Genomic DNA, 22545 nt, shown 5'->3' with positions numbered 1-22545 from the left:
TCGTCGGAGCGGGTGGGCGGGCGCGAGGGACCGGTCGTCAGTCGGCGGAGCCATGGCTGCCGGTCCGCGATGCTCCTCCACGGGCGCGCGCACTGAGCACGTCCCGGTACACGCCGAGGACCGAATCGGTGCTGCGACGGACGTCGTGGTGCCGCAGCACGTGGCGGCGCGCCTGTCGCCCTTCGCGGTCGGCCGCCTCCCGGTTCCCCAGCCGGGGGACGAGCGCGGTTGCGAGGGCGGTCACGTCCTCCGGTGGGACGATCGCCGATCCCGCCTCGTCGGGCACGGCCTCGCGCGCCCCCGCGACGTCGGTGACCACGACGCTCCGTCCGCAGGCGGCCGCCTCGAGCGGGACGAGCGCCATCCCCTCCCAGCGGGACGGCAGGACGACCACGTCGGCCGCCACGTACCAGTCCAGCGGGTCGGCCCGCCCCACGAACAGGACCCCTTCCGGGGCCCGGGCCGCAAGCTCCTCCCGGTCGGGACCGTCGCCGACGAGGGCGAGCGTGACGCCGGGAACGGCCTCCCGGACAGCCGGCCACGCCTCGAGCAGCACGTCCTGGCCCTTCTGGCGGCTCAGCCGGCCGACGCACACCGCGAGGGGACCTGCCCCGACGCCCAGCCGGGTCCGCGCCGCCTCACGGTCACCGGGCGTGAAGCGCTCCGTGTCCACCCCGTTGGGGACCACGACGGTCCTGTCCTCCAGCCGCAGGCCGGCGCGGAGCCCGGCCTCACACTCCGCCCGGCTCACGCAGACCACCCGGTCGGTCCAGCCGAGCGCGCGGCGCTCCCACTGCAGCGAGGCCAGGCGCACCGGGCCCTCGACGGCCAGGAAGGACCAGGCGTGCGGCTGGTACACGGTGGGGACCCGCCCGCGCAGGGCCAGCCGGCCGGCCAGCCCGGCCTTCGCGCTGTGCAGGTGCACGAGGTCGGGCTCCGCCTCGCGTGCCAGTCGTCGGAGCCGCAACGCCTCCGACGGCACCGTCGGCCCGGGTGCACGCGACGCCGCCCAGAGCAGGACCTCGGCTCCCGCCGCCGCCGCCTGCGCCGGCAGGTCGCCCTCCGGAGGGCAGGCCACGGCGACGTCCCAGCTCTGGGCCGCCTGATGCCGCACCAGGTCGACGACGCAGCGCGCGACGCCCTCGGTGGTCGGCTGCGACACGTGCAGGACACGTGGGATCGCCCCGTCAGCCATACTCGCTCCTCTCCTGGTCCCCGTGTCCGCTCCGTCGTGACCACGCTCCCGGATCCGTCCGGGCGGGAGCGGTCCGGGCCGACAGCGCCCTGGGCCGGACGGCTCCCATCGTCGGACCTCACGGCCCTGGCCGCGCACCGGTGGTCCCGGAGGTCCGGCGGTCGGCCGTCCCGGCGTGCGGAGGAGCGCGGCGGTCGGAAAGCTCTCCCGCGTGAGATCCGCGTCCTCGTCCCCCGCCCCGACGGCGCCGGGGAGCTCCGGGCCGGGCGCTCCGCTGCGGGTGCTCGTCGTCCCCGCCCCCGTCCAGGATGGCCACGACGGGGAGCCGCACGGCGACCATGTCCTCCGGCTGGTCGCCGCCACGGAACGGCTCCGGCCCACCGTGTACCGGCTGCGTGGCGGGCCGGGGCGGGTCCTCACCGACGCGGGCCGGCTCGTGGCGGTGCTGCGCTCCGTCGACCCGGACGTGGTGCTCGCCGACGGTGCGACGGCGGCCGCGGTCGCCGTCAGCGCGGGGACGATCACCGGCCACCGGGTCGTCGTCGTCCGGGACGACGGCGATCCCGCGCTGCCGGCGGGGCTCGCCCGCCGAGCCGCGGCCGTCCTCACGTCCGCACCGGTGCCGGGTGCCGATGACGAGGCAGACCGGTTGCGTCTCCCGGTGGCCGCCTCCGGAGGGGACACCGGGCCCCGGTCCAGCGAGGTCGCCCACCGACTGGCGGGAGTGCTGGCCGAGGTGGTCGGGCGGCCGGGGGCGGGCATCGACCCGGCGACCGCTCCGGCCATGAGCGTCGTGGTCCCGGTCTACCGGGAGGGAGCCCTCGTCGACGACCTCGTCCAGGCCCTGCTGCCCCAGCTCCGTGAGGACGACGAGCTCGTCGTCGTCGACGACGGCAGCCCCGACGACACCGGCGAGCGGGCGGAGCAGGCGGCGGCGCGTGATCCCCGCGTCCGCGCGGTGCGCCGGGCGCAGAACGCCGGCGCGGGCGCGGCCCGGAACGCCGGTGTGGCGGTGTCCCGGCACGCGCACGTCGCCTTCACCGACGCCGGCTGTCACTGGTCCGAGGGCTGGCTCGACGGGATGCGGACGCCGTTCGCCGAGACGCCTGCGCCGGACCTCGTCGCGGGCGCCTACCGGGTGAGCCGGCGCTCGGTGTTCGAGGCGGCGTCCGCCGTGGGGTGCTACCCCGACGTCGCGGAGGTCCGCCGGGCCGGTCCCGTGACCACTGCCTGGTCCGTGCTCTTCGGGCGCCGCTTCGACCCGACGCGCCCTGCCGGGCGGTCCGTCGCCGTCACGCGATCGGCCCTCGATGCCGTCGGGGGCTGGCCCGAGCACATCCGCGTGCACGAGGACCTCGACCTGAGCCGGTCGATCGCCGAGCGCGGGCTACGCTGCGTGCTCACGACCGACGCCGACCTGGTGTGGGACCAGGCGGGGGTGCGCGGCACCGCCCGGATGTACGTCCGCTACGGACGGGGTGACGCCGAGGCCGCCGACCGCCAGGCGCTGGTGCGGGACCTCGGGCGGGCCGTGGCCTACCTCGTCGGGATCGTGGGGTGGGTCGTCGGCGGTCGTGGGGTGCGCGCCACGCTCGCCGCTGGGGGCGTCGCCTACGTGTGGGTGCCCGTCGGCCGGGCCCGCCGCGAGGAACGACCTCTGGCCACCGCCACCCTCGTGCCCGTGGTCGTCATGGCGAAGGACCTGGCCAAGGTCTGGGGCGCGCTGCAGGTCCTGGTGAAGAGGGCCGTCCGCCGTGCGGGGGGTCGCGAGGAGCAGTCCGTCGAGCACCGGGTCGACCGCCGGTGACCCCCGCCGTCGCTGGGGCGACCTCCGACCCGCCGGGTGCCGGAGAGGTCAGCAACGAGCTCGGCCGACCCGCCCGGTTCCGGCCTCGGCCGCCCGGCGTCGGCCCGACGTGGTGGACGACCGCCGAGCCGCAGACCCTCAGAGCTGGATGCCGCGGGTGAGCGCGCCGTCCACCACGAGGTTGGTGCCGGTGGTGAAGCTCGACACCGGGCTGGACAGGAAGACCACGGCCCGGGCCATCTCCTCCGGCGTCCCCATGCGGCCGGTCGGGTTGAGCGCCAGCGACTCGGCGAACAGCTCCGGGTTCCCGTTCTCGATGTCCTGCCAGAAGCCGCCCGCGAAGTACGTGTTGCCCGGCGAGACGACGTTGGCCCGCACTCCGCGCCCGGCCAGCTGGAACGCCAGCCCGGAGACGTAGCCGACGATCGCGGTCTTCATCGTCCCGTACGGGCCGGCGGCGAAGTCGGCCTCGCGCCCGGAGACGCTGGAGACGGCGACGATCGAGCCGTGCGAACTGGCCTCCAGGTGCGGGATCGCGGGGGTGGCCAGCCGCACGGTGTGCATGAGGTCGACCTCGAAGGAGGCGTACCAGTTCTCCTCCCCCGGGCCCGCCGCGAGCGCGCTGACGTTGGCCACCACGGCGTCCAGCCCGCCGAGCCGGCCGGCGGCCGCCTCGACCCAGCCGGTCAGCGCCGGCCCGTCCCGCACGTCGAGCCGCGTGCCGGTCGCCCGGCCCCCGCGGTCGGCGACCGCCTTCTCCGTCGCCTCGATCTCGGCGGCGTCGCGGGCGCAGAACTCCACGACGGCGCCCTCGTCGACGAACGTCTCGACGACGGCGCGGCCGATGCCGCGGGTCCCGCCGGTGACGAGCACGCGGGCGCCGGTGAGCTGCAGGTCCACGGGTACCTCCGGGTGGGCGTCAGAGCAGGGCGGCGGCGCGGCGGCGGAGCTCGTCGTGCAGCCCGCCGTACGCGGTGGCGCGCGGCAGCAGCGACTTGCGGGCCTTCACCACGGCGCTGTAGTTGACGTCGACGACGTTGGCGATGGGCACCTCGCTGGTCTGCGAGAGGAGCTGGTAGGCGTCCATCGGGTGCAGCCCGTAGAGCTCGCCGAACCACCGCACCAGCTCGACCTGGCCGATCCGCCAGGCGTCCTCCAGCGGCCGGCTCGAGCCGACGGTCATCCAGTGCGTGTCGTCCTCGAGGCGCGGCCACAGCGGCGCCCCGCCCTTGATCAGCTCGACGACCAGCGTGGTGGTCATGGCACCCTCGACGGCGGTGCCGCAGGCCTCGCCCTCGCCCTGGCGGTAGTGGCCGTCGCCGACGGAGAAGAGCGCGCCCTCGACGTTGACGCCGAGGAAGCAGGTGGTGCCCGGCCGCATCTGCGGGGTGTCCATGTTGCCGCCGAACCGCTCGGGCACCAGGGAGCTGCGCACCTCGCCGCCCATGGGGGCGACGCCGACCGTGCCCAGCATCGGCTCCACCGGGAGGGCGATCTCCAGGTCGGTGTGCCGGGCGGCGAAGGTCACCGTGTTGGCCGCGCGGTCGAGCTCGTAGATCCAGGTGGTGTCCGGCAGCGCCTCCTGCAGGGTCGCGGTGAGCGCGGTGCTGGTCAGCCCGCCGAAGAACGGGATGGCGGCCGACGCGCCCCAGTCCCGCGCCGGCTCCATCGCGACGAAGTGCAGGGCCAGCGTGTCCCCCGGCTCGGCGCCCTCGACGTGGAACGGGCCGGTCTGCGGGTTGATGTAGCGCAGGTCGACCTTGTCGCCCGAGAGGTCCGCGGTCGAGCGGAGCGCACCGTTGAACGCGTCCTCGGACCACACCCGCAACGCCGTCCCCGGCCTGATCCGCATCAGGGGGGCCACACCGCCGAAGGTGTACGCGTACTGCTCGAACGTGGGCGTGACCTCGACGACGTCCATGCAGCACCCTAGGAACGCGCCGGTGAGCGCGGCAACCGGTCGGCTCAGGGGCGCAGGCGCACCCGGTCCGGCGTCAGCTCGGCGACCGACGTCACCCCGAGCAGCTGCAGCGTCCGGGTGACCTCCCGGTCCAGGATGTCGGCGGCCCGCTGCACCCCGCGCTCGCCCCCGGCCATGAGCCCGTACAGGTAGGCCCGGCCCACCAGGCAGCCACGGGCGCCGAGGGCGACGGCGGCCACCACGTCGGCGCCGTCGAGGATGCCGCCGTCGAGGTACACCTCGGCGCGGTCGCCCACCGCCCGCACCACCGCGGGCAGCTCCTCCAGGGGCGTGGGCGCCCGGTCGAGCTGGCGCCCGCCGTGGTTGGAGACGACCACCGCGTCGGCACCGGCGTCCACGACCGCGCGCGCGTCCTCCGCCGTCTGCACGCCCTTGACCACGAGCGCGCCGGCCCAGGTCTCCCGGAGCGCACGCACGTCGGCCAGCGTCGCGGCCGGCTCGAACACGCGGTCGGCGAGCTCGGCGACCGTGCCGCCCCACGAGCGCAACGAGGCGAACTGCAGCGGCTCGGTGGTGAGCAGGTCGATCCACCAGCGGGGGTGGACGGCGGCGTTCGCCACGGTCCGCGCGGTCAGCGCCGGCGGGATGGTGAAGCCGTTGCGCACGTCGCGCAGCCGCGGGCCGGCCACCGGGGTGTCCACGGTCAGGACCAGCGCCTCGTACCCGGCCGCGCCGGCCCGCTCGACGAGCGCGGCACTGGCCTCGCGGTCGCGCCACAGGTAGAGCTGGAACCAGCGGCGGACCGCGGGGGCCGCGGCCGCCAGCTCCTCGATCGTCGTCGTCCCCATGGTCGACAGGGCGTGCGGGATGCCGACCCGCTCGGCGACCCGGCCCACCGCCGTCTCTCCCTCGGTGTGCATCAGCCGGGTGAACCCGGTCGGCGCGAACGCCAGCGGCAGGGCCGACGGGCGGCCGAGCAGCACGGTCGAGGGGTCGACGACGGAGACGTCGCGCAGCACGCTGGGACGGAACTCGACCCGCCGGAAGGCCTCGCGGGAGCGGCGCAGGCTCAGCTCCGCCCCGGCCGCGCCGTCGGTGTAGTCGAAGACGGCCCGCGGCACCCGCCGGCGGGCGATCTCCCGGAGGTCGCCGATGCTGGCCGCGCCGGCCAGCCGGCGGTCGGTGGCGTCGCCGGCCAGCCCGCGCGGACGGACCAGCTCCCTCAGCTCGGACCAGCGGGGCAGCCGGCGCTCCACCACGGGGACCCCTTCCGTCGTCCGGTCACCGGGTCACTTGCGGCCCGGCGCCCAGTCCATGCCCCAGCCGTAGGTGCGGTCGAGGACGTCCTGGCCGCCGTGCACGTAGCGCACCTCCCGCTCGACGACGAGCTGACCGCCCCGGTTCTCGATCATCGCGACCGCGCAGATGCGGGCGCGCGGGTCGTGCTCGTCCAGGCGCACCTCGATCCGCGGCCCGGTCGCCGGGTACATCGTGACGACGGCGTCGGCCTGCCCCCAGTTGGGCACGCCCTCGTAGATCAGCGCGAACACGAGGATCCGGCGGATCAGCTGGGTGTGCGCCAGGTCGATGAGCAGGTTCTCCCCGCCGCTCGCGGCGCCGGACCGGTCGTCGCCGTCCAGCCACGCGACCGACCGGCCGTCGCCCAGCGCGTGCTGCCCGCGGAAGGCGTTGCCCAGCGCCTGGATGACGCCCTTCGACCCGTCGGCGTACTCGTACAGGCACCCGAGGTCGAGGTCGATCGCCCCGGACGACGCGGCCCCAACCAGCCGCTTGAGGAACCCGCCGCCCCCACCCCCGCCGGCAGGCCTGGAGTTCCAGTTGAGGTTGACCCTCAGGACGCCCGTCGTCCCGGCCGTCTTGGTCAGCGAGACCGACGGTGCCGACTTGGTGAGCGACACCGTGCCGGTGCCGGCGTCGCCCGACGGCGGCTGCGGCTGCTGCTGCGGCGGCTGCGGCGTGGACCTCGGGCGCTTCGTGTAGTCGACCAACAGGAGCCTCCCCGCAGGTCCCGGACGGCGGGCCCCTGCTGTGTGAGCGGCGGTCACGACCCCTCGACCCTATTGGGCACCGCCAGGCCCGGGTCCTCATCCCTCGGCCGCGGCGGGTGCGTCGGCCACCGGCAGCCACCGGTCCCACCAGCGCAGCAGGTGCTCCAGCCGGGCCAGCCGGTGCCGAGGGGGCCCGCCGGAGGCCGCGTCGGCCTCCTCCCCGGGGAACAGCAGCAGCTCGCTGGGGACGCCGCGCCGCTGCAGCGCGGCGAACAGCCGCTGCCCCTCCCCGGGCGGCCAGCCGCGGTCCTGGGCGGCGGAGAGGACGAGGGTCGGCGTGCGGACGGCGTCGAGGGCCCCCGGCAGCGTCCCGGACGGCGGGCGCTCGACGACGGCGGCGGCGAACCGGTCGGTGCGGGTCACCAGCAGCGCGGCCAGCGCTCCGGCGGCCCCGCTGCCCAGCACACCGACCCGCTCGCCGTCCAGCGCCGGGTCGGCCAGCACGGAGTCGAGCAGGGCGAGCACGGCGTCGGCGTCGGGGTCGGCGTCGCACTGCACGACGGCGTACCCGGCCGACGCGAGCACCTGGACGTCGTCCCGCAGCGACCAGCCGCCGCCCGACGGGACGAGCACCGCGGGGTGCGGGCCGGGGCCGTCGGGCACCGTCACCCAGCCGCGCACCGCGGCGCCGTCGGGCGCGGCGGCGCTGCGCCCGGTCGCCCGGTGCAGCCGGCCGGTGGCGCCGAGCGCGCGGCCGAAGCCGGTGAGCAGCCGGCGCCGCGCGGGGGTGATGGCGACCAGTTCGCCCGCGGAGCGGTCGTGCGCGACGGTGGCGACGACGACCCCGCTGCCGGCGGCGAACCCGCGGACGGTGAACGGGCCGTCGACGAGGGTCTCGGGCGGCCGCCCGTCCAGCGGCACCCGCAGCAGCTCGACCGCCCCGCCCCGCGCGACCCCGAGCAGCGCCGCCCCGTCGACGACGAGGGTCGCGGGCGTCTCGTCGGCGCGGCGGGTGTCGTGCGGGTCCAGCACCGGCTGGAGCGCCCCGCCGGTCACGGGCACCCGGCAGACGGTCGGCCCGCCCCGGGCGAGCTCGAGGCCGTGGGGACCCAGGTCGGGGTGGGCGGTGACGGCGAGGGTAGCGCCGGTGGGGTCGAAGGCGGGCAGCCGGCACCGGCCGCGGCCGCGGGTGACCCGCCGGGGCTCCCCGCCGGCCGCCGGGACCAGGTAGACGTCGCGCACGAGGTCGCGGTCGGCGCGGGCGTGCCGGGCGGAGACGAAGGCGAGCGTGCCGCCGTCGGGTGACCAGGTGACGTCGGTGTCCTCCCCGGCGCCGTCGGTGAGCTGCCGCGGCTCGGGCAGGGGCTCGCCGTCGTCGTCGGGGTCCCCGGGCAGGTCGAGGACGAACACGCAGGTGGGCCGGTCGCGGGCGTCCGCGTCGTCCGGTCGCAGGGGGAGGCGGGTGAGCAGCCGGGGGGCACCGGCGTCGGCACCGTCACGGGGCACGCGGGCGGTGAAGGCCAGCCGCCGGGAGTCCGGTGCCCACACCGGTGCACCGGCGCCCAGCGGCGCGTCGGTCAGCCGGCGGGGCGCGCCGCCGGCGGTGGGCAGCAGGTGGACCTGCGGGTGGCCGCCGGGCGCGGCCGACAGGTAGGCCAGCCACCGGCCGTCCGGGGAGAACGCGGGGGCGGAGTCGCGGGCGCCGGAGGTCAGCGGGCGGGGCGGCGCCGACCCGTCGGTGGGCACGGCCCACAGCTGCCCGCGGTACCCGTCGGCCGCGAGGTCCGGCCGGCCGACGGCGACCACGGCCATGCGCCCGTCCGGGGAGACGGTCGGCACCCCCGGCGTGCGCAGCAGGGCGAGGTCGGCGGGCCGCATCGGGCACCGAGCGTAGTGCAGCGCTCACCCCCGGCCGGGCGGGACGGCCCGGCCGGGGACGGCGTCACTGCTGCTGGGCGCGGGCGATCAGCCGCTGCCCGAGGGCGCCGGCCTGGGTGTCGGTGAGCAACTGGGTCTGCGACTCCACGAGCCGGAGCACCGCCGGGTCCTCGCGGGCGACCTCCGAGGACTGCAGCAGGATCGTGCCCTGCCCGGTGAAGTCGTACTGCCGCTCCTCCCCCGAGGCCCGGCCCAGCGCGCCCGAGAGCATGCCGCGGATGCTCGCCGTCATCCACTGCGCGTCGTGGTGCACCGACGGCGACGGGCAGTCGGCCCAGCCCAGCAGCGCCTCCGGGTCGGCCCGGAACGGCGGCTCCACGAAGATCACCGGCCCGTTGGACGACGCGATGAACTTCCCCGTGCCGATGAGGGTGACGAAGCCGGGCACGATCGACTGCTTGAGCTCCAGCTGCGGGGAGAACGCGCAGAGGTTGCCCGCCTTGATGGTGAGGTTCCCGTCGTCGAGGTCGTAGGAGTTCAGGTCGAACCCGCGGTCCCCGATGAGCACCTTGCCCTGGCCGGTGGCCACCACCCAGTCCTGCACGTAGACGGGGCTGGAGAAGCGCGCGGCCACCCACGCCTGCACCGAGGAGTACTCGGTGACCGCCTCGAAGCGGACGTCGCCGTAGTGGGCCAGCATCGCGCCCTTGCTCATGAACCAGTCGCCGTCGAGCCGCACGCAGAAGACGTAGGGGTTGACGTTGTCGTCGTCCGGGAGGGTGTGCGCGTTGAGCGTCGTCCCGGTGGGACTGGCCGGCGGCGGTCCGCCGTAGCCGGGCTGGGGCTGGCCGTAGGGGTTGCCGGGCGGGTACGTCATCGGTCGCCGTCCTCAGAACTTCTTCTCGCTGGCCTGCACGTACACGGTGCCGTGGCCACTGATCCGCAGCTGGAGGGCCTCGCCGGAGCCGCGGCCGACCACGTCGCGGAAGCCGACCTTGGCGGCGAGGTCGATGCTGAGCTGCCCGACGTGCCCGACGTAGGCCTGCGGGTCGACGCCGACCTGCTGGCCGCCCAGCTGCAGCGGGAAGGCCCCGCCGTGGGACAGCAGCGCCACCGAGCCGCGGCCGTGCACGTTGGTGGTGAACAGCCCCTGCCCGGTCATCGCGCCGCTGATCGCCTGCCGGACCCCGCCGGAGCCGAGGAACTGCACGCTGGTCTGCAGCTGGGCGTCGTGCACCAGCAGCCGGTCGGCCTCGCAGACCAGCGGCGCGCCGCCGTCTAGCTCGAGCACGGTGACGTGCAGCCCCTTGTAGCCGTAGAGGACCTCGCCCTGGCCCTCCGTGGCCATCATCGGGTTGGACTCCCCCGACAGCGCGGCGCCGGCCATGCCGCCGATGCCGCGGCCCTGCCCGTGCACCGGGCGGAAGGTGACCTGCCCGGAGTAGCCGAGCATCGCGCCGCGCCGGGCGAGGACCGGGGTGGCGGGGCTGACGCGCGCCCGGACGACCTTGCTGTTGACCTGGTCGAAGGGCACGGTCAGCGCTCCGAGGACTGGACGAGCACCAGGCCGTGCCCGGTGAAGCGGAGGGAGAAGGGCTCGCCGGAGCCCTCGCCCACGAAGGACTTCCAGGAGACGCCGCTGACCAGGTTCATCGACAGCTGCCCGCGGGAGCCGACGTAGGCGTCGGGGTCGACGACGAGGTCCTGGCCGGGCGCGACCTCCAGCGCCATGACCGGGCCCTTGGAGACGATCGCCACCTGCCCGTGGCCGGTGACGGTGGTGGTGGCCAGGCCCTGGCCGCTGGTGACGCCGCGCAGCCCGGAGAACTGCACGTCGAGGCGCAGCTGGTCGGTGTGGGCGAGGACGTGCTCGCTCTCCACGGTCAGCGTGTCGCCGGCCAGGTCGACGACGAGCACGTCCATCGCGTCCAGCGCCAGGTACACGCGGCCGCGGCCGGTGCAGTCCATGAGCGAGATGCTCTCGCCGGCGACGGCGCGCTTGAGCGCCGCCCGGAAGCCGCCGCCCCCGCCCATCCCGGAGCTCGCGAAGTCGACGTCGCCCTCGAACGCGACCATCGAGCCGCTGGCGGCCCGGATGCGGTCGCCCTGCAGGTCGGCGTGCAGGACGCGCTTGTGCGCGGTGAGCAGTGCCACGGGTTCCTCTCCCAGGAGGGACGGGGGGACGGCGCGGCACCGTATCGGGCCGCCTCGCGCCGCGGTAGGTCCCCGGCCACGGACGGCGCGGCGGCCCCGGCGCAGGTGCGCCGGGGCCGCCGTCGTCGGGTCGGGCGGGGTGTCAGCGCCCGACGGTCACCTCGTCGCGCTCCGCCGCGGCGGTGGCGGGCAGCTCGGCCGCCTCGCGGCGCGAGGCGACGATGCTGCTGATGACCGCGGCGACGATGAACAACAGGCCGGTCAGGCCGGTGACGTACTCGCTGATGTGGAAGCGGAGCTCCGCGATCATGATGACGGCGAGGAAGCCGATGGCCCACATGGCGCCGTGCTCGAGGTAGCGGTACTCGTCGAGGGTGCCCTTGTCGACCATGAAGATCGTCAGCGACCGCACCCAGAAGGCCCCGATGCCCAGGCCCAGCGCGATGATGAAGATGTCGCTGCTGATGGCGAACGCGCCGATGACACCGTCGAAGGAGAACGAGGCGTCGAGCACCTCGAGGTAGAGGAACGCCGCCGCGCCGGCGCCGGCCACGGCCTTGGTCGCCGTCCCGGCCGCGTTCCCGCGCCCGGTCGACTCACCGGTCGCGGTGACGTCGTCGCCCCCGTCGTCCTCCGGGGCCTCCATGAGCTCGTTGAGACCACCGATGAGCAGGTAGGTGAACAACCCGGCGATGCCGGAGACGAGCACGGTGGAGTACTTCTCGGGGTCGGCGATCTGGGAGCCGAGGTAGATGACGGCCAGTGCGATGACGACCGCGAGGTAGGGCAGCTTGCCGGCCTTGGCCAGCGGCCGCTCCAGCCAGGCGAGCCAGTGGATCTCCCGCTCCTCGTCGAAGAGGAAGTTGAGGAAGATCATCAGCAGGAAGATGCCGCCGAAGGTGTAGATCGCCTCCGCGGCGGACTCCACGCGGGCCCCGTACTCCTCCTGGTCGGTCAGCGCGAGGTCCCACACCTCGGGGATCGACAGCTTCGCCGTGACCGCCACCAGCACGATCGGCAGCAGCAGCCGCATGCCGAAGACGGCGATGAAGATGCCCACGTAGAGGAACAGCTTCCGCCACAGCTGGCTCATCCGGCGCAGGACCTTGGCGTTGACCACGGCGTTGTCGAAGGAGAGGCAGACCTCGAGGACGCCGAGGACGGCGACGGCCAGCAGGGCGGCCGGTCCGCCGAACAACACGGCGGCGACGAGCGCGGCCACCGTCAGCAGGACGGAGAAGCCGAAGTAGCGGAGCATCAGGGGTTCCTCTCCACCGTCCCGGGGGCGGGGCGGCGACGACTGGGGTCCGACCGGGCCGGGGCGGCCGGGAACCGGGTCGGGTCTGTCAACGAGGCCCGGAGGGCACTCGTTCCCGCGCCCACCGGCCGGGGGACTGTGAGAACGGGCTCACCGGGCCGGGCCGTCCGGCCGGACGGGCGCCGTCCCGGCGTCGGACCTCCGGGCGTGGTAGGCATCGGCCGCCGGTGCGCGCGGATGCCGGACGGCCCCGCCGGGACGGGGACCGCGGGGACGACGGGAGGCACGCATGGCCGGGCTCGGCGGGGGTGCCGCCTCCCGCTGGTGGCGCCGCGACGGGGACGCGGCCCGGCGCGAGGCCGCCGCGGCGCGGGAGGCCGCGGCCGCCGCGATGCTGGAGCTCGACGCCGCGCTCAGCGACCTGCCCGACGCCGTCGCCGTCGCGGAGGAGGCCACCGCGACGAGCGGGCGACGGGCTGAGCACCGCGCATCCGCCCCCGACTCGTTGACCCGTGACTGGCGGGACCTCTCCGCCCACGCCGACGCGGTCATTGGACACTATCTGCAGGCCCTTTCCAACCACGACGCGGAGGACGTGACCGACTCCGCACCGACGCGCGCGGCCGTCGCCGAGCTGACCCGGGCCGCCGCCGCGCTGCGCGAGGTCCTCGCCCAGGTGCTGCGCTTCCGTGAGCAGTACGGCGAGGTGCTGGCCGCCGCCTCCGGCGCCCGGGCCGCGGCCGCCCGGGCCGTCCCGGCGGCGCGGAGCGCGGTGGCCGCCGCCCGCGCCGCGCTCGACGAGGCGGCCGCCGCCGGGCTGCGCGACCCGGCGCTGGGCGTCCTGCTCGCCGAGGCGGCCGGCACCGCCGACGCGGCGCAGAGCGAGCTGGCCCACCGCCGGGCCGGTCCGGCCGCGGCGGCCGCCGAGCGGGCCCGGCGCACGGCCGGCGCGGTGGCCGAGCGGGCGCGGGCGCTGCCCGGGCGGGCGGCCGACGTGCGCCGCGGCGCCGCGTCGGTGCACACCCGCCGGGAGGCGCTGGGCACCCGTCACGAGCGGCTGGCGCCGGTGATGAGCGAGCTGCGGCGGCGCTATCCGCTGTCGGCCTGGGCCGACGTCGAGCGGGCACCGCAGCGGGCGGCCGCCGCGCTGGCCGAGGTCGACGAGGCGCTGGCCGGGCTGGACGGGGTGCTCGCCGCGCCGGTCCTCGACGTCCCCGCCGCCGGCGAGCTGCTCGCCCGGGTGCGGGCGGCGGCCGGCCGGGTCGACGACGAGGTCCGCGCGGCCACCGGGCGGCTGGAGCGGCTGGACGCCGTGGCCGCCGACCCGGGCGCGCTGCTGGGCGAGGTGCAGCACGCGCTGGTGGACGCGCGGCGGTTCCTGGCCGGGCTGCCCGAGGACCGGGCCCGCCGCTTCCGCCGCACCTTCGAGGAGCTGGCCCGGCGGCTGCCGCCGCTGGAGGAGGCGGCGCGCGCCGAGCGGTTCGACGTCGGCGCGGTGCTGCGCGAGGCCACCGCGATCGAGGGCGGCCTGGCCGGTCTGGTGCGCACCGCCCGCGCGGACTAGGCGCGCGCCAGCAGCCAGCGGACGATCTCCTCGCCGGCCGCGGCCCCGGTGGCCGTGGTGACCGCGACCCGCGCGCCGGTCCAGCCCTGCTCGTGCAGCTCCCCGTGCGCCGGGCGGACGGCGGAGTCGGCGGCCAGCAGCATCGGCGCGTCGAGCAGGCTGTCGCCGGCGCACAGCAGGCGCGGCGCGGCGCCGTCCCCGGTCAGCAGCCGGCGCAGCCGCAGCAGCCCGGCCGCCTTGGACAGCCCGGCGGGGACGACGTAGACCTTGCGGCCCTGCACGCTCAGGGTGGCGCCGGCCGCGCCCGCGGCGGCGGCGGTGTCGGCCAGCCAGCGGGCCGGGATCGCGTCGCGGTCGTGCGCCACCAGGTAGCAGAACAGGCCCTCGGCGGCCCGGACGGTCCGCACCCAGGGCTCCCCCGCCGCGGCCGCCAGCAGCGCGAGCAGCTCGGGCAGCGGCGCGGCGTCCGCGGCCACCCCGGCGGCCCACGCGTCCCAGGCGGGGTCGCGGACGCCGTCGGCCAGCAACACGCCGCCGTTGCCGCACAGCGCGTAGCGCGGCACCACCGGCAGCCGGACCCGGCCGTACTGCGCCGCGGTCCGGGTGGTGACCGGCACCAGCAGGGCGCGCCCGGCCAGCTCGGCCAGCAGCGGCCACGAGGCCGGCGTGGCGTAGGACAGCGGCGCGCCGTCGAGGTGCTCGACGACCCGCAGCCCGCCGGTGCCGCCGGCGGCGGCCGCGGAGTAGATGAGTGTGCGGTCGAGGTCGACGGCGGCCAGCGTCGCCGTCGCCGGGAGGACGGCGGTCACCGGCGCACCGGCGCGATCAGGCCGACGCAGGAGTACGGCAGGTCGGGCACCTCCACCACCGGCACCCCGCGGGCGGTGGCGAGCGCGGCGACGTGGCGCAGGTCCTCGGCCCGGTCGGGGCGGACGAGCACCTGCCACGGCACCCGGCGCAGCAGCACCCGCGTGGTCTCCCCCACCCCGGGCTTGACCAGGTTCACGTCGGCGATGCCGTGCGAGGCGGCGATGCGCTCGACCGCGGCCCACCCGGCCCAGGTCGGCCGGCGCTCGGCGGCGGGGACGTCGTCGGCCGGGGGGACGGCGGGGAACGCGGCGGCGACGGTGTCGACGAAGCGCGCCGACACGTCGGACGGCGCGAGCTCGGCGTAGTACTTCGCGCCGTGGAACATGCCGGGGCCGATGAGGTCCTCGCGCAGCACGGTGCGCGACACCAGGCCGGACACCGTGCTGTTGAGGCAGGCGCTCGGGATCAGGAAGTCGTCTCGGGTGCCGTACAGCTCCGTGCAGCCGCCGGGGTCGGCGAGGACGGCGAGCCGGTCGTCGAGGGCGGCGTCCTCCGGGTGGGCGGCTCGCCACCTCGCGACGGCCTCGGTGAGCTGCCGCTGGATGGCGCCCTTGCCGGTCCAGCCGTCGACGAAGCGCACCGCCGCGGCCGGGTGCCGGGCGAGCACGTGGGCCAGCGCCACCTCGTCGATGCCCCGGCCGCGGATGATCGAGAGCGTGTAGTGCGGCACGTCGACGCCGCGGGAGGCGCGGTACCAGCGGCGCAGCAGCACCCCGATGGGCGTCCCGGCGCGGGCCAGCGACACCAGCACCGGCGTCCGGCCCCGCGCGGCCGCGGCGTCCCACACCAGCTCCCCGACCCGGGCGACGGCGTCGGCCAGCCGCCCGGCCGACTGCTCGAGCGCCGCGGTGAACAGCGCCAGGTAGGCCGCGTCGGGCTGGTACTCGACCGGCAGCATCTCCGAGTAGTGGGTGCCCGACTGGATGGCCTCCTCGCGGTCCTCGGTGCCGCGCTCGAGCGCCACCGACGACAGGTCGGTGAGCAGCCAGGTGACGTCCTCGACCGGGTAGGAGCCGAACCGGCCCGGGACGGCGGGGGCCAGGGTCTGCAGCGCGGTCACGGCGCGGGCTCGGCGAGCGGCACGGGGACCAGGTGCACCGCGCGGGCGGCGAACGGCCGCAGTGCCTCGGCCATCGGCGCGCAGTCGGCGGCCGGGGCGTCGGCGAGCACGACGACGTCGTCGGCCCGCAGGTCCGACCACGGCCCGGTCGCCGCGGCGGCGGGGTCGGCCAGGTTGTGCACCCGGGAGAGCCGTCCGGGGTCGTCCGGCGCGGGGAAGGCCAGGCTGCGGCGGACGGCGTAGCCGGGGTCGTCGGCGGCGTGCACGGGGCTGCGGGTGGTCGACTGCGTGGTGACGGGGACGCCCGGCAGCCGGCCGGCCAGCCCCGCGGCGACCACGGTCGGCGCGTACATGAGCTCCTCGGTACCGAGCACCAGCACGCCGCGGCTGCCGGCCAGGACGCGCGCGAGGGCGGCGGCGACCGCGTCGGCCGCCTCGGCCAGGCGGGCGGTCCCGGCGGCGGTCAGCCCGTGCCGGGCGGTGGTGGGCACCCCGGCCGGCCAGAGGTCCGTGTGCGTCCGGACCGCGCCGGGCGTGCCGGCGGGGGCCGGCGCGGGCCCGGGCAGCGCGGCGCGGGCGGCCGCGGCGCGGTCGAGGACGTCGGCCGGCAGCGTCAGCCCGGTGGTCAGGACGGCGGCGACGTCGACCCGCACGCCCAGCGCGCCCGCGCGCTCGGCGAAGGCCCGCCGGGCGGCACCGGCGCGGGCGTCGAGCAGCGCGGCGACGACGTAGCGCCCGCGCGGCCAGCGGGCGTGCAGCTCGGCGACGGTGTTGAGCGCCGTCCGGCCGCTGGTCAGCTCGTCGTCGACCAGCACCAGCGGGCCGGGCGCGGCGAGGTCGACGTCCCCGGCCGGCTGCAGGGCGTGCGCGACGGCGTGCGAGTGCTCCTCCTCGAACGCGGCGGCCACCGGCACACCGCGGTGCACGCGGCGCGTGGTGTGCAGGTAGGCGGCGCCGAGGCGGGCCGCGGCGGCGTGGCCGAGGCCGGTGGCCGTCTCGCAGTAGCCGACGACCAGGCCGGGGACCTCCGGCCCGAGGACGGCGGCCACGGCGTCCCCCACCGCGGCTCCGGCGTCCAGCACCGCGGCGGGCGGGACCGGCACGTGCTTGCCGAGCACCCGGGAGACGACGAGGTGCGCGCGGCGCGGGTTGTCCCTCAGCGCCAGGCCGCACAGGGCGGCGAACCCGGCGGGGTCGACGGGGACGCCGACGCCGAGCAGGCGGGAGACGGTGCCGCCGAGGTCGAGGGCACCGGGCAGGGTCGTCGTCACGGGCGCCGGGCCTCCCCCGCGGCGAACACCTCGGCGAGCCGGCGTCGACCGGCCGCGAGCAGGTCGACGAGCGCGGCCTCGTCGGCGACGACGCCGTAGACGGCGGCACGGCGGCTGACCAGCTCGGCCCAGAGCGCGTGCGGCCCGATCTCGTTCATCCGCCCGTTGCCGGAGACCGCGATGCCGCCGCGGCCGCGGGCCATGAGGACCTCGAGGGCGTCGTCGTACTCCGAGCGGGACACGGTGAGCAGGGCGTTGACCACCGAGACGTGCGCCGGGTGGATGACCGTCTTGCCCAGCACGCCGTTGGCCTTGTCGAGGGCGACCTCGCGCACCAGGCCGTCGAGGTCGTCGTCGATCATGCGCTGGCGCAGGCCGGTCTCGTGCTGCGCGGTGAACGGCGACTGGCGCAGCTGCGGCTTGAACAGCCGGGGCCCGCCGGGGATGTGCTCCCACACCGCGCCGGTGACCACGTGCTCGCCGCCGCGGGCGAAGCGGTTGACGACGTCGGCCAGGCAGTCGCGGACGACGGCGACGTCCCAGATCGTGGTGTGCCGGTCGCGGCGCAGGCCGAACAGCCCCGACAGGTCGGTGCCGCCCACGCGCAGGCACAGCACCTGGTCACGGTGCGCGGCCACGACGTCGGCGAGCGCGGCGAGCGCCTCGGGGCGGGTCTCCCGCCACGCCAGGTCCGGCGTCTCGAGGATCGGCATGCCGTACAGCGGGTGCCCGGTCGCCGCGCCCACCTCGGCGATCGCCTCGAGCATCGGGCCGAGCGTGGTCCCGGTGGCCTTGGGCAGGCTGAAACCGGTGAGCCGCGCCAGGGCGGGGCCGGCGGCCAGCGCGAGCGAGCGGATCTGCTCGGGCGTGCGCACCCGCACGAACAGCAGCGGCAGGTGCTCGCCGGTGGCGGCGTGGTGGTCCAGCCGCCGCAGCGCGGCGATCACGTTGGCCTCCGCGTCGGGGACGGCGGCGTGCGGGACGGCGTCCTCCAGGCACCAGACCACGCTGGTGGCCCCGACGGCGGCGGCCCGCTCGGCGTCGGCGTCGAGCGCCGTGCGGGTGCCGGGGCTGTAGAGCGTGGCCCCGAGGGCGAGGGCGAGGCTGCCGCGCGGGCTGGCCGGGCCGACCTCACCCGGGGGGACGGCGAAGAGCCGCTCCCGCTCGTCGTCGGTCAGGTACGCGAAGTGGCGCACGGTCGATCCCTTCCACCCGCTGTCGGATGTGGGTTGGCGTCGGTACGAGAGGCGTCGGGACTACGGCCGGAGCAGGCCCTGGGCGCGCGCCCGGCGCAGCCAGTCGGGGTACTCGGTCATGAGCCGGTCGAACAGCGCGTCGTCGCTGATCGGCCGGCGGCCCAGCAGGTCGTCCTGCGAGACGGCGAAGAAGTCGGCGTTGTCGGTGTAGCGGCCCTCGAGGTCGTCGAGGCGCCGCAGGTAGGAGAACTCGCGCTCCGGGCCGATGCCCATGAACTGCCAGAACACCGGCTCGTACGACGCCGCCCGGATCTGCCTCGTCGCCACGGACTTGTCGCTGGGGGCGCCGTCGGTGAGGAACATGACGTAGACGGGCACCTGCGCCGGCTGCGGCTCCACCCGCTCGCGGCTGTCGCCGAAGTAGGCCTGCCGGACGGCGGCCATCGCCGCGCCGTAGCGGGTGTCGTACTCCAGCGGGTACTGCCGGGACAGGTCGGCGATGTACTGCTGGTGACCCTCCAGCCGCAGCCCCGGCTCGGGCCGGTGCACGCCCTTGCCGAAGAGGAAGACGTCGACCACGCCGTCGTCGTCGAAGCGCAGCCCCAGCGCGAGGACCCGCTCGGCCAGCCGCTGGACGGCGCCGGCCCGGTAGAGGGCGGCCATCGACCCGGAGATGTCGAGCACCAGCGCGACCCGGGCGGTGTGCTCGCCCAGGCCGCGCTTCTCCAGGCTGACGCCGGCGGTTTTGACGAGGCTGAGCAGCTGCGGCGCCGACGTCGACAGCTTCTTCTCGAGGTCGACCAGCCGCTTCTTCTCCATGCTGACCGGCGGCGCGGTCGGAGCCGGCTGGGGCGCGGGTGTCGGCTGGGGCGCGGGCTCGTCGTCGACGCTGACGCCGACGTCGGTGGCCATGCCGGCCAGGCCGGTGGTGAAGCCCTGACCGACGGCGCGGACCTTCCACTCGCTGCCGCGGCGGTACACCTCGGCGAACACCAGGGCGGTCTCCGGGCCGGCGGCGAGCTCGCAGCGGACGGCGGGCGGGCCGCCCTCGGCGGACACCTCCACGGCCAGCCCGGACAGCCCGCCGAAGGTGCCCGCGCCGTCGAGCGAGGCGCCGATGACGACCTTCTCGACGTCGGGCGGCAGCGCGGCCGGGTCGACGCGGACCTGGTCGACGGTGGCCCCGCCGCGGGTGGACTTGCCGAGGTGGCGCACCGCGCCGCCGGCGCCGGAGGGCTGGTTGTAGAAGACGAAGTCCTCGTCGCCGCGCACCCGGCCGGCGCCGGTGGTGAGGAAGGCCGAGAGGTCGGCGTCGACGCCGGGGGCGGGCGTCCAGGTGAGGGTGACGACGACGGGGCCGGTCAGCCCGGCCTGCGCGAGGCCGACGTTGCCGCCACGGGTGAGGACGTGGACCACGGGGCGCTCAGCCGCGGCGAGCCGGGCGGGTCACTTGCGCCCGCTCGTCCAGTCGAGGCCCCAGCCGTAGGCGCCGTCGAGGTCGCGCTGCACGCCGCGCAGGTAGCGGATCTCGCGCTGCACGGTGAGCGCGCCGCCGGAGTTGGTCAGCAGCGCGATGGCGCAGGAGCGGGCACCCTCGGCGTGCTCGTCGAGGCGCACCTCGATGGGCGCGGCGCCCTGCGGGTACAGCGTGACGACGCCGTTGGCCGCGGCCCAGTCGGGGGCGCCCTCGTAGATGTAGGCGAAGACCAGGATGCGGCGGATCGCGTCGAGGTGGTCGAGGTTCACGACGAGGTTCTCCCCGCCGCTCCTCGTGCCGGAGCGGTCGTCGCCGTCGAGCAGCACGTAGGGCGGCCGGTCGAGCGAGCCGAAGGCGTTGCCGAGGGCCTGGACGACGCCCTTGCGGCCGTCGCTGGTCTCCCACAGGCAGCCGAGGTCGAGGTCGACGGCGGCGCCCTTGGCGAAGGGGCCCTTGGAGAACAGGCCGCGGCGGCCGGACTCCCAGTTGAGGTTGACCCGCATCTGCCCGCCGGCGCCGCGGCCCTTGGTGAGCGAGACCGAGGGGGCGCCCTTGGTGAGCGTCACCTTCGACAGGCTGACGCCGGGGGCCGCGGGCGGGGTGGACGGTCGGCGGGTGTAGTCGACCACGACGGGGGACCTCCGGGGCTCGGGGTGCGCCCGGGCGCCGGGATGGCGCCGGGCAGGGGTACCGGGCAGGGGTGCCGGGCCCGGACGCGGTGCGGTCCGGGCCCGGCGACGGTCGGCCGATCGTGGTCGGCCGACCGTCGGTCAGGCGACCGTGGTCAGCCGATCGTGGTCAGCCGATCGTGGTCAGCCGACGTTGACGCCGAAGTCCTGCGCGATGCCGCGCAGGCCGGAGGCGTAGCCCTGGCCCACGGCGCGGAACTTCCAGTCGGCGCCGTTGCGGTAGAGCTCACCGAAGACCATGGCGGTCTCCACCGAGGCGTCCTCGGTGAGGTCGTAGCGGGCGATCTCCTGCCCGTTGGCCTGGTTGACCACGCGGATGAAGGCGTTGCGGACGGCGCCGAAGTTCTGCTTGCGGCTGTCGGCGTCGTAGATCGAGACCGGGAAGACGATCTTCTGGCAGTTCGGGGGGACGGTGGCGAGGTCGACCTGGATGACCTCGTCGTCGCCCTCGCCCTGGCCGGTGAGGTTGTCACCGACGTGCACCACCGAGCCGTCGGGGCTGCGCAGGTTGTTGAAGAAGACGAAGCCCGAGTCGTCGGGGGTGACCTTGCCCTCGGCGCCGATCATGATCGCTGACGCGTCGAGGTCGAAGTCGCCGCCGGAGAACGTGTTGACGTCCCAGCCGAGACCCACGTTGACCGCGGTCAGACCCGGCGCCTCCTTGGTCAGCGAGACGTTCCCGCCCTTGGAGAGGCTGACACCCATCTTGTTGGACTCCCATGCGCTCTAGGAGCGGACCGGCGGTCGCCGTCCCGCGAGGCGCCGGCCGGGCCGGCGCAGCCGGACGGCGGCGCGGGCGCGGCGGCCCGGCACGCCTCCGGCACCGCTCCGCCGGGCACCGCAACGGCACCCGGCAGAGCGGACGTGTCTCGGATACTGCCCCACGACCAGGGGCGGCAACAGGTTCCCGGACGTGACCGTCAGGGGGCGGCGACCGGCGGTCGGCAGGGTCCCCGACCGCTCCGGGTCAGGACGTCCCGCGGCCGGTACCGCCGGCCGGGACGCCGTCCTGACCCGCCGCGTCCGGGCCCGTGGTGCCTGGTGCGGTGCTGCGCGGTGCGGTGCTGCGCGGTGCGGTGCTGCCCGGTGCGGTGCTGCCCGGTGCGGTGCTGCCCGGTGCGGTGCTGCCCGGTGCGGTGCTGCGCGGTGCGGTGCTGCCCGATGCGGTGTCGACGGGTGCCGGCGTGCCCGGCGTCGCGGCGCGCGCCGCGGCCTCGCGCTCGTCGCGGCGGCTGCGGGCGAGGCTGGCGACCGTCGTGACCAGCAGCGTGACGACGATGACGGCCAGGGACAGCCAGGTCGGGACCTCGGGGACCACGGTCACGTGCCGCCCGCCGTTGATGAACGGCAGCTCGTTCTCGTGCAGGGCGTGGATGAGCAGCTTGATGCCGATGAAGCCGAGGATGACCGCCAGGCCGTAGTGCAGGTAGACCAGCCGGTCGAGCAGGCCGTCGATGAGGAAGAACAGCTGGCGCAGGCCGAGCAGCGAGAAGGCGTTGGCGGTGAAGACGAGGAAGGTCTCCTCGGTGAGGCCGAAGATCGCCGGGATGGAGTCGACGGCGAAGAGGATGTCGGCGCTGCCGATGGCCACCAGCGCGATGGCCAGCGGGGTGATGTACCGCTTGCCGTCGAGCTTCGTGGTCATGCGGTCGGAGTGGTACTCCTCCGTCGTCGGGACGACGCGGCGGACCAGCCGGAGGAAGCCGTTTTCCTGGAACTCCTCGTCCTCGTCGCTGTTGGCGCGGGCCTGGACGATGGCGGTGTAGATGAGGAACGCGCCGAAGAGGTAGAAGACCCAGCTGAAGTTCTCGATGGCCGCGGCGCCGAGGAAGATGAAGATCGTCCGCAGCGCGAGGGCGAAGGCGATGCCGAAGAGCAGCACCTTCTGCTGCAGCTCCCGGGGCACCGCGAAGCTGGCCATGATCAGGACGAAGACGAACAGGTTGTCCACCGAGAGGCTCTTCTCGGTGATGTAGCCGGCGAAGTACTCACCGCCGTACTGGCCGCCGGCGAAGATCCAGACGCCGACGCCGAACAGGATCGCGAGGGCCACGTAGATGGCCGACCAGGTCGCCGCCTCGCGCAGCGACGGCGCGTGCGGTGTGCGCACGTGACCGACGAAGTCGAAGACGATCATTCCCACGATCGCGGCGATGGTGATCGCCCACACCCAGAAGGGGACGTCCACGAGACCTC

The 22545-nt window shown here is 76.0% G+C and carries 20 protein-coding genes; 2 read left to right on the top strand and 18 right to left on the bottom strand.

Annotation, left to right across the window (positions count from 1 at the left end):
• Positions 1-37: 37 nt before the first annotated feature.
• Positions 38-1195, bottom strand: a complete 1158-nt coding sequence (locus ACWIZO_RS17310; RefSeq protein ID WP_448638883.1) for a glycosyltransferase — start codon at positions 1193-1195, stop codon at positions 38-40.
• 211 nt (positions 1196-1406) lie between these two features.
• Between ACWIZO_RS17310 and ACWIZO_RS17305 the strand changes: the two genes are divergently transcribed.
• Positions 1407-3002, top strand: a complete 1596-nt coding sequence (locus ACWIZO_RS17305) for a glycosyltransferase (protein ID WP_448638882.1) — start codon at positions 1407-1409, stop codon at positions 3000-3002.
• Positions 3003-3140: 138 nt separating this feature from the next.
• Here the strand turns inward: ACWIZO_RS17305 and ACWIZO_RS17300 are convergent, their stop codons facing one another.
• The 9 genes from ACWIZO_RS17300 to ACWIZO_RS17260 form a co-directional block, all read right to left on the bottom strand.
• On the bottom strand, positions 3141-3902 hold the full coding sequence (locus tag ACWIZO_RS17300; protein ID WP_448638881.1) for an SDR family NAD(P)-dependent oxidoreductase: 762 nt from the start codon (positions 3900-3902) through the stop codon (positions 3141-3143).
• Between the two features lie 19 nt (positions 3903-3921).
• On the bottom strand, positions 3922-4923 hold the full coding sequence (locus ACWIZO_RS17295; protein ID WP_448638880.1) for an acetamidase/formamidase family protein: 1002 nt from the start codon (positions 4921-4923) through the stop codon (positions 3922-3924).
• Positions 4924-4967: 44 nt separating this feature from the next.
• On the bottom strand, positions 4968-6182 hold the full coding sequence (locus tag ACWIZO_RS17290; protein ID WP_448638879.1) for an alpha-hydroxy acid oxidase: 1215 nt from the start codon (positions 6180-6182) through the stop codon (positions 4968-4970).
• Between the two features lie 30 nt (positions 6183-6212).
• A complete protein-coding gene (locus tag ACWIZO_RS17285; protein ID WP_448638878.1) occupies positions 6213-6932 on the bottom strand; it encodes a TerD family protein in 720 nt (239 codons plus the stop codon).
• 96 nt (positions 6933-7028) lie between these two features.
• Positions 7029-8810, bottom strand: a complete 1782-nt coding sequence (locus ACWIZO_RS17280; RefSeq protein ID WP_448638877.1) for a S9 family peptidase — start codon at positions 8808-8810, stop codon at positions 7029-7031.
• A 64-nt stretch (positions 8811-8874) separates the two neighbouring features.
• Entirely contained in the window at positions 8875-9687 is an 813-nt protein-coding gene (locus tag ACWIZO_RS17275; RefSeq protein ID WP_448638876.1) for an AIM24 family protein, read from the bottom strand.
• Positions 9688-9699: 12 nt separating this feature from the next.
• On the bottom strand, positions 9700-10344 hold the full coding sequence (locus ACWIZO_RS17270; RefSeq protein WP_448638875.1) for an AIM24 family protein: 645 nt from the start codon (positions 10342-10344) through the stop codon (positions 9700-9702).
• 2 nt (positions 10345-10346) lie between these two features.
• On the bottom strand, positions 10347-10964 hold the full coding sequence (locus tag ACWIZO_RS17265; RefSeq protein ID WP_448638874.1) for an AIM24 family protein: 618 nt from the start codon (positions 10962-10964) through the stop codon (positions 10347-10349).
• A 142-nt stretch (positions 10965-11106) separates the two neighbouring features.
• On the bottom strand, positions 11107-12222 hold the full coding sequence (locus ACWIZO_RS17260; protein ID WP_448638873.1) for a DUF475 domain-containing protein: 1116 nt from the start codon (positions 12220-12222) through the stop codon (positions 11107-11109).
• Positions 12223-12511: 289 nt separating this feature from the next.
• On the opposite strand from ACWIZO_RS17260, the gene ACWIZO_RS17255 reads away from it, so the two are divergent.
• Positions 12512-13786, top strand: a complete 1275-nt coding sequence (locus ACWIZO_RS17255) for a hypothetical protein (RefSeq protein WP_448638872.1) — start codon at positions 12512-12514, stop codon at positions 13784-13786.
• Here ACWIZO_RS17255 and ACWIZO_RS17250 read toward each other — a convergent pair.
• The 8 genes from ACWIZO_RS17250 to ACWIZO_RS17215 form a co-directional block, all read right to left on the bottom strand.
• A complete protein-coding gene (locus ACWIZO_RS17250; RefSeq protein WP_448638871.1) occupies positions 13783-14595 on the bottom strand; it encodes a hypothetical protein in 813 nt (270 codons plus the stop codon). The genes ACWIZO_RS17255 and ACWIZO_RS17250 overlap by 4 nt on opposite strands.
• The gene (locus ACWIZO_RS17245) at positions 14592-15716 is read right to left on the bottom strand and encodes a cysteine protease StiP family protein (RefSeq protein ID WP_448638870.1); all 1125 of its coding nucleotides are present in this window, start codon (positions 15714-15716) and stop codon (positions 14592-14594) included. The genes ACWIZO_RS17250 and ACWIZO_RS17245 overlap by 4 nt, the downstream gene beginning before the upstream one ends.
• On the bottom strand, positions 15713-16987 hold the full coding sequence (locus ACWIZO_RS17240; RefSeq protein ID WP_448638869.1) for a phosphoribosyltransferase domain-containing protein: 1275 nt from the start codon (positions 16985-16987) through the stop codon (positions 15713-15715). Before ACWIZO_RS17240 ends, ACWIZO_RS17245 begins: the two co-directional genes overlap by 4 nt.
• Positions 16984-18183 (bottom strand): HpcH/HpaI aldolase/citrate lyase family protein, encoded by a 1200-nt coding sequence (locus ACWIZO_RS17235; RefSeq protein ID WP_448638868.1) that lies wholly within the window; start codon positions 18181-18183, stop codon positions 16984-16986. The genes ACWIZO_RS17240 and ACWIZO_RS17235 overlap by 4 nt, the downstream gene beginning before the upstream one ends.
• A gap of 60 nt (positions 18184-18243) precedes the next feature.
• Positions 18244-19599, bottom strand: coding sequence for a VWA domain-containing protein (locus tag ACWIZO_RS17230; protein WP_448638867.1), 1356 nt, complete (start codon positions 19597-19599; stop codon positions 18244-18246).
• 30 nt (positions 19600-19629) lie between these two features.
• Positions 19630-20289, bottom strand: coding sequence for a TerD family protein (locus ACWIZO_RS17225; RefSeq protein WP_448638866.1), 660 nt, complete (start codon positions 20287-20289; stop codon positions 19630-19632).
• Positions 20290-20472: 183 nt separating this feature from the next.
• Positions 20473-21054 (bottom strand): TerD family protein, encoded by a 582-nt coding sequence (locus tag ACWIZO_RS17220; RefSeq protein ID WP_448638865.1) that lies wholly within the window; start codon positions 21052-21054, stop codon positions 20473-20475.
• Between the two features lie 262 nt (positions 21055-21316).
• On the bottom strand, positions 21317-22537 hold the full coding sequence (locus ACWIZO_RS17215) for a TerC/Alx family metal homeostasis membrane protein (protein WP_448638864.1): 1221 nt from the start codon (positions 22535-22537) through the stop codon (positions 21317-21319).
• Positions 22538-22545 lie beyond the last annotated feature (8 nt).

The sequence above is a fragment of the Geodermatophilus sp. URMC 63 genome, assembly GCF_053502565.1.
The sequence above is the reverse complement of the archived record's forward strand: the minus strand, read 5'-3'. Positions and strand labels throughout refer to the sequence as shown.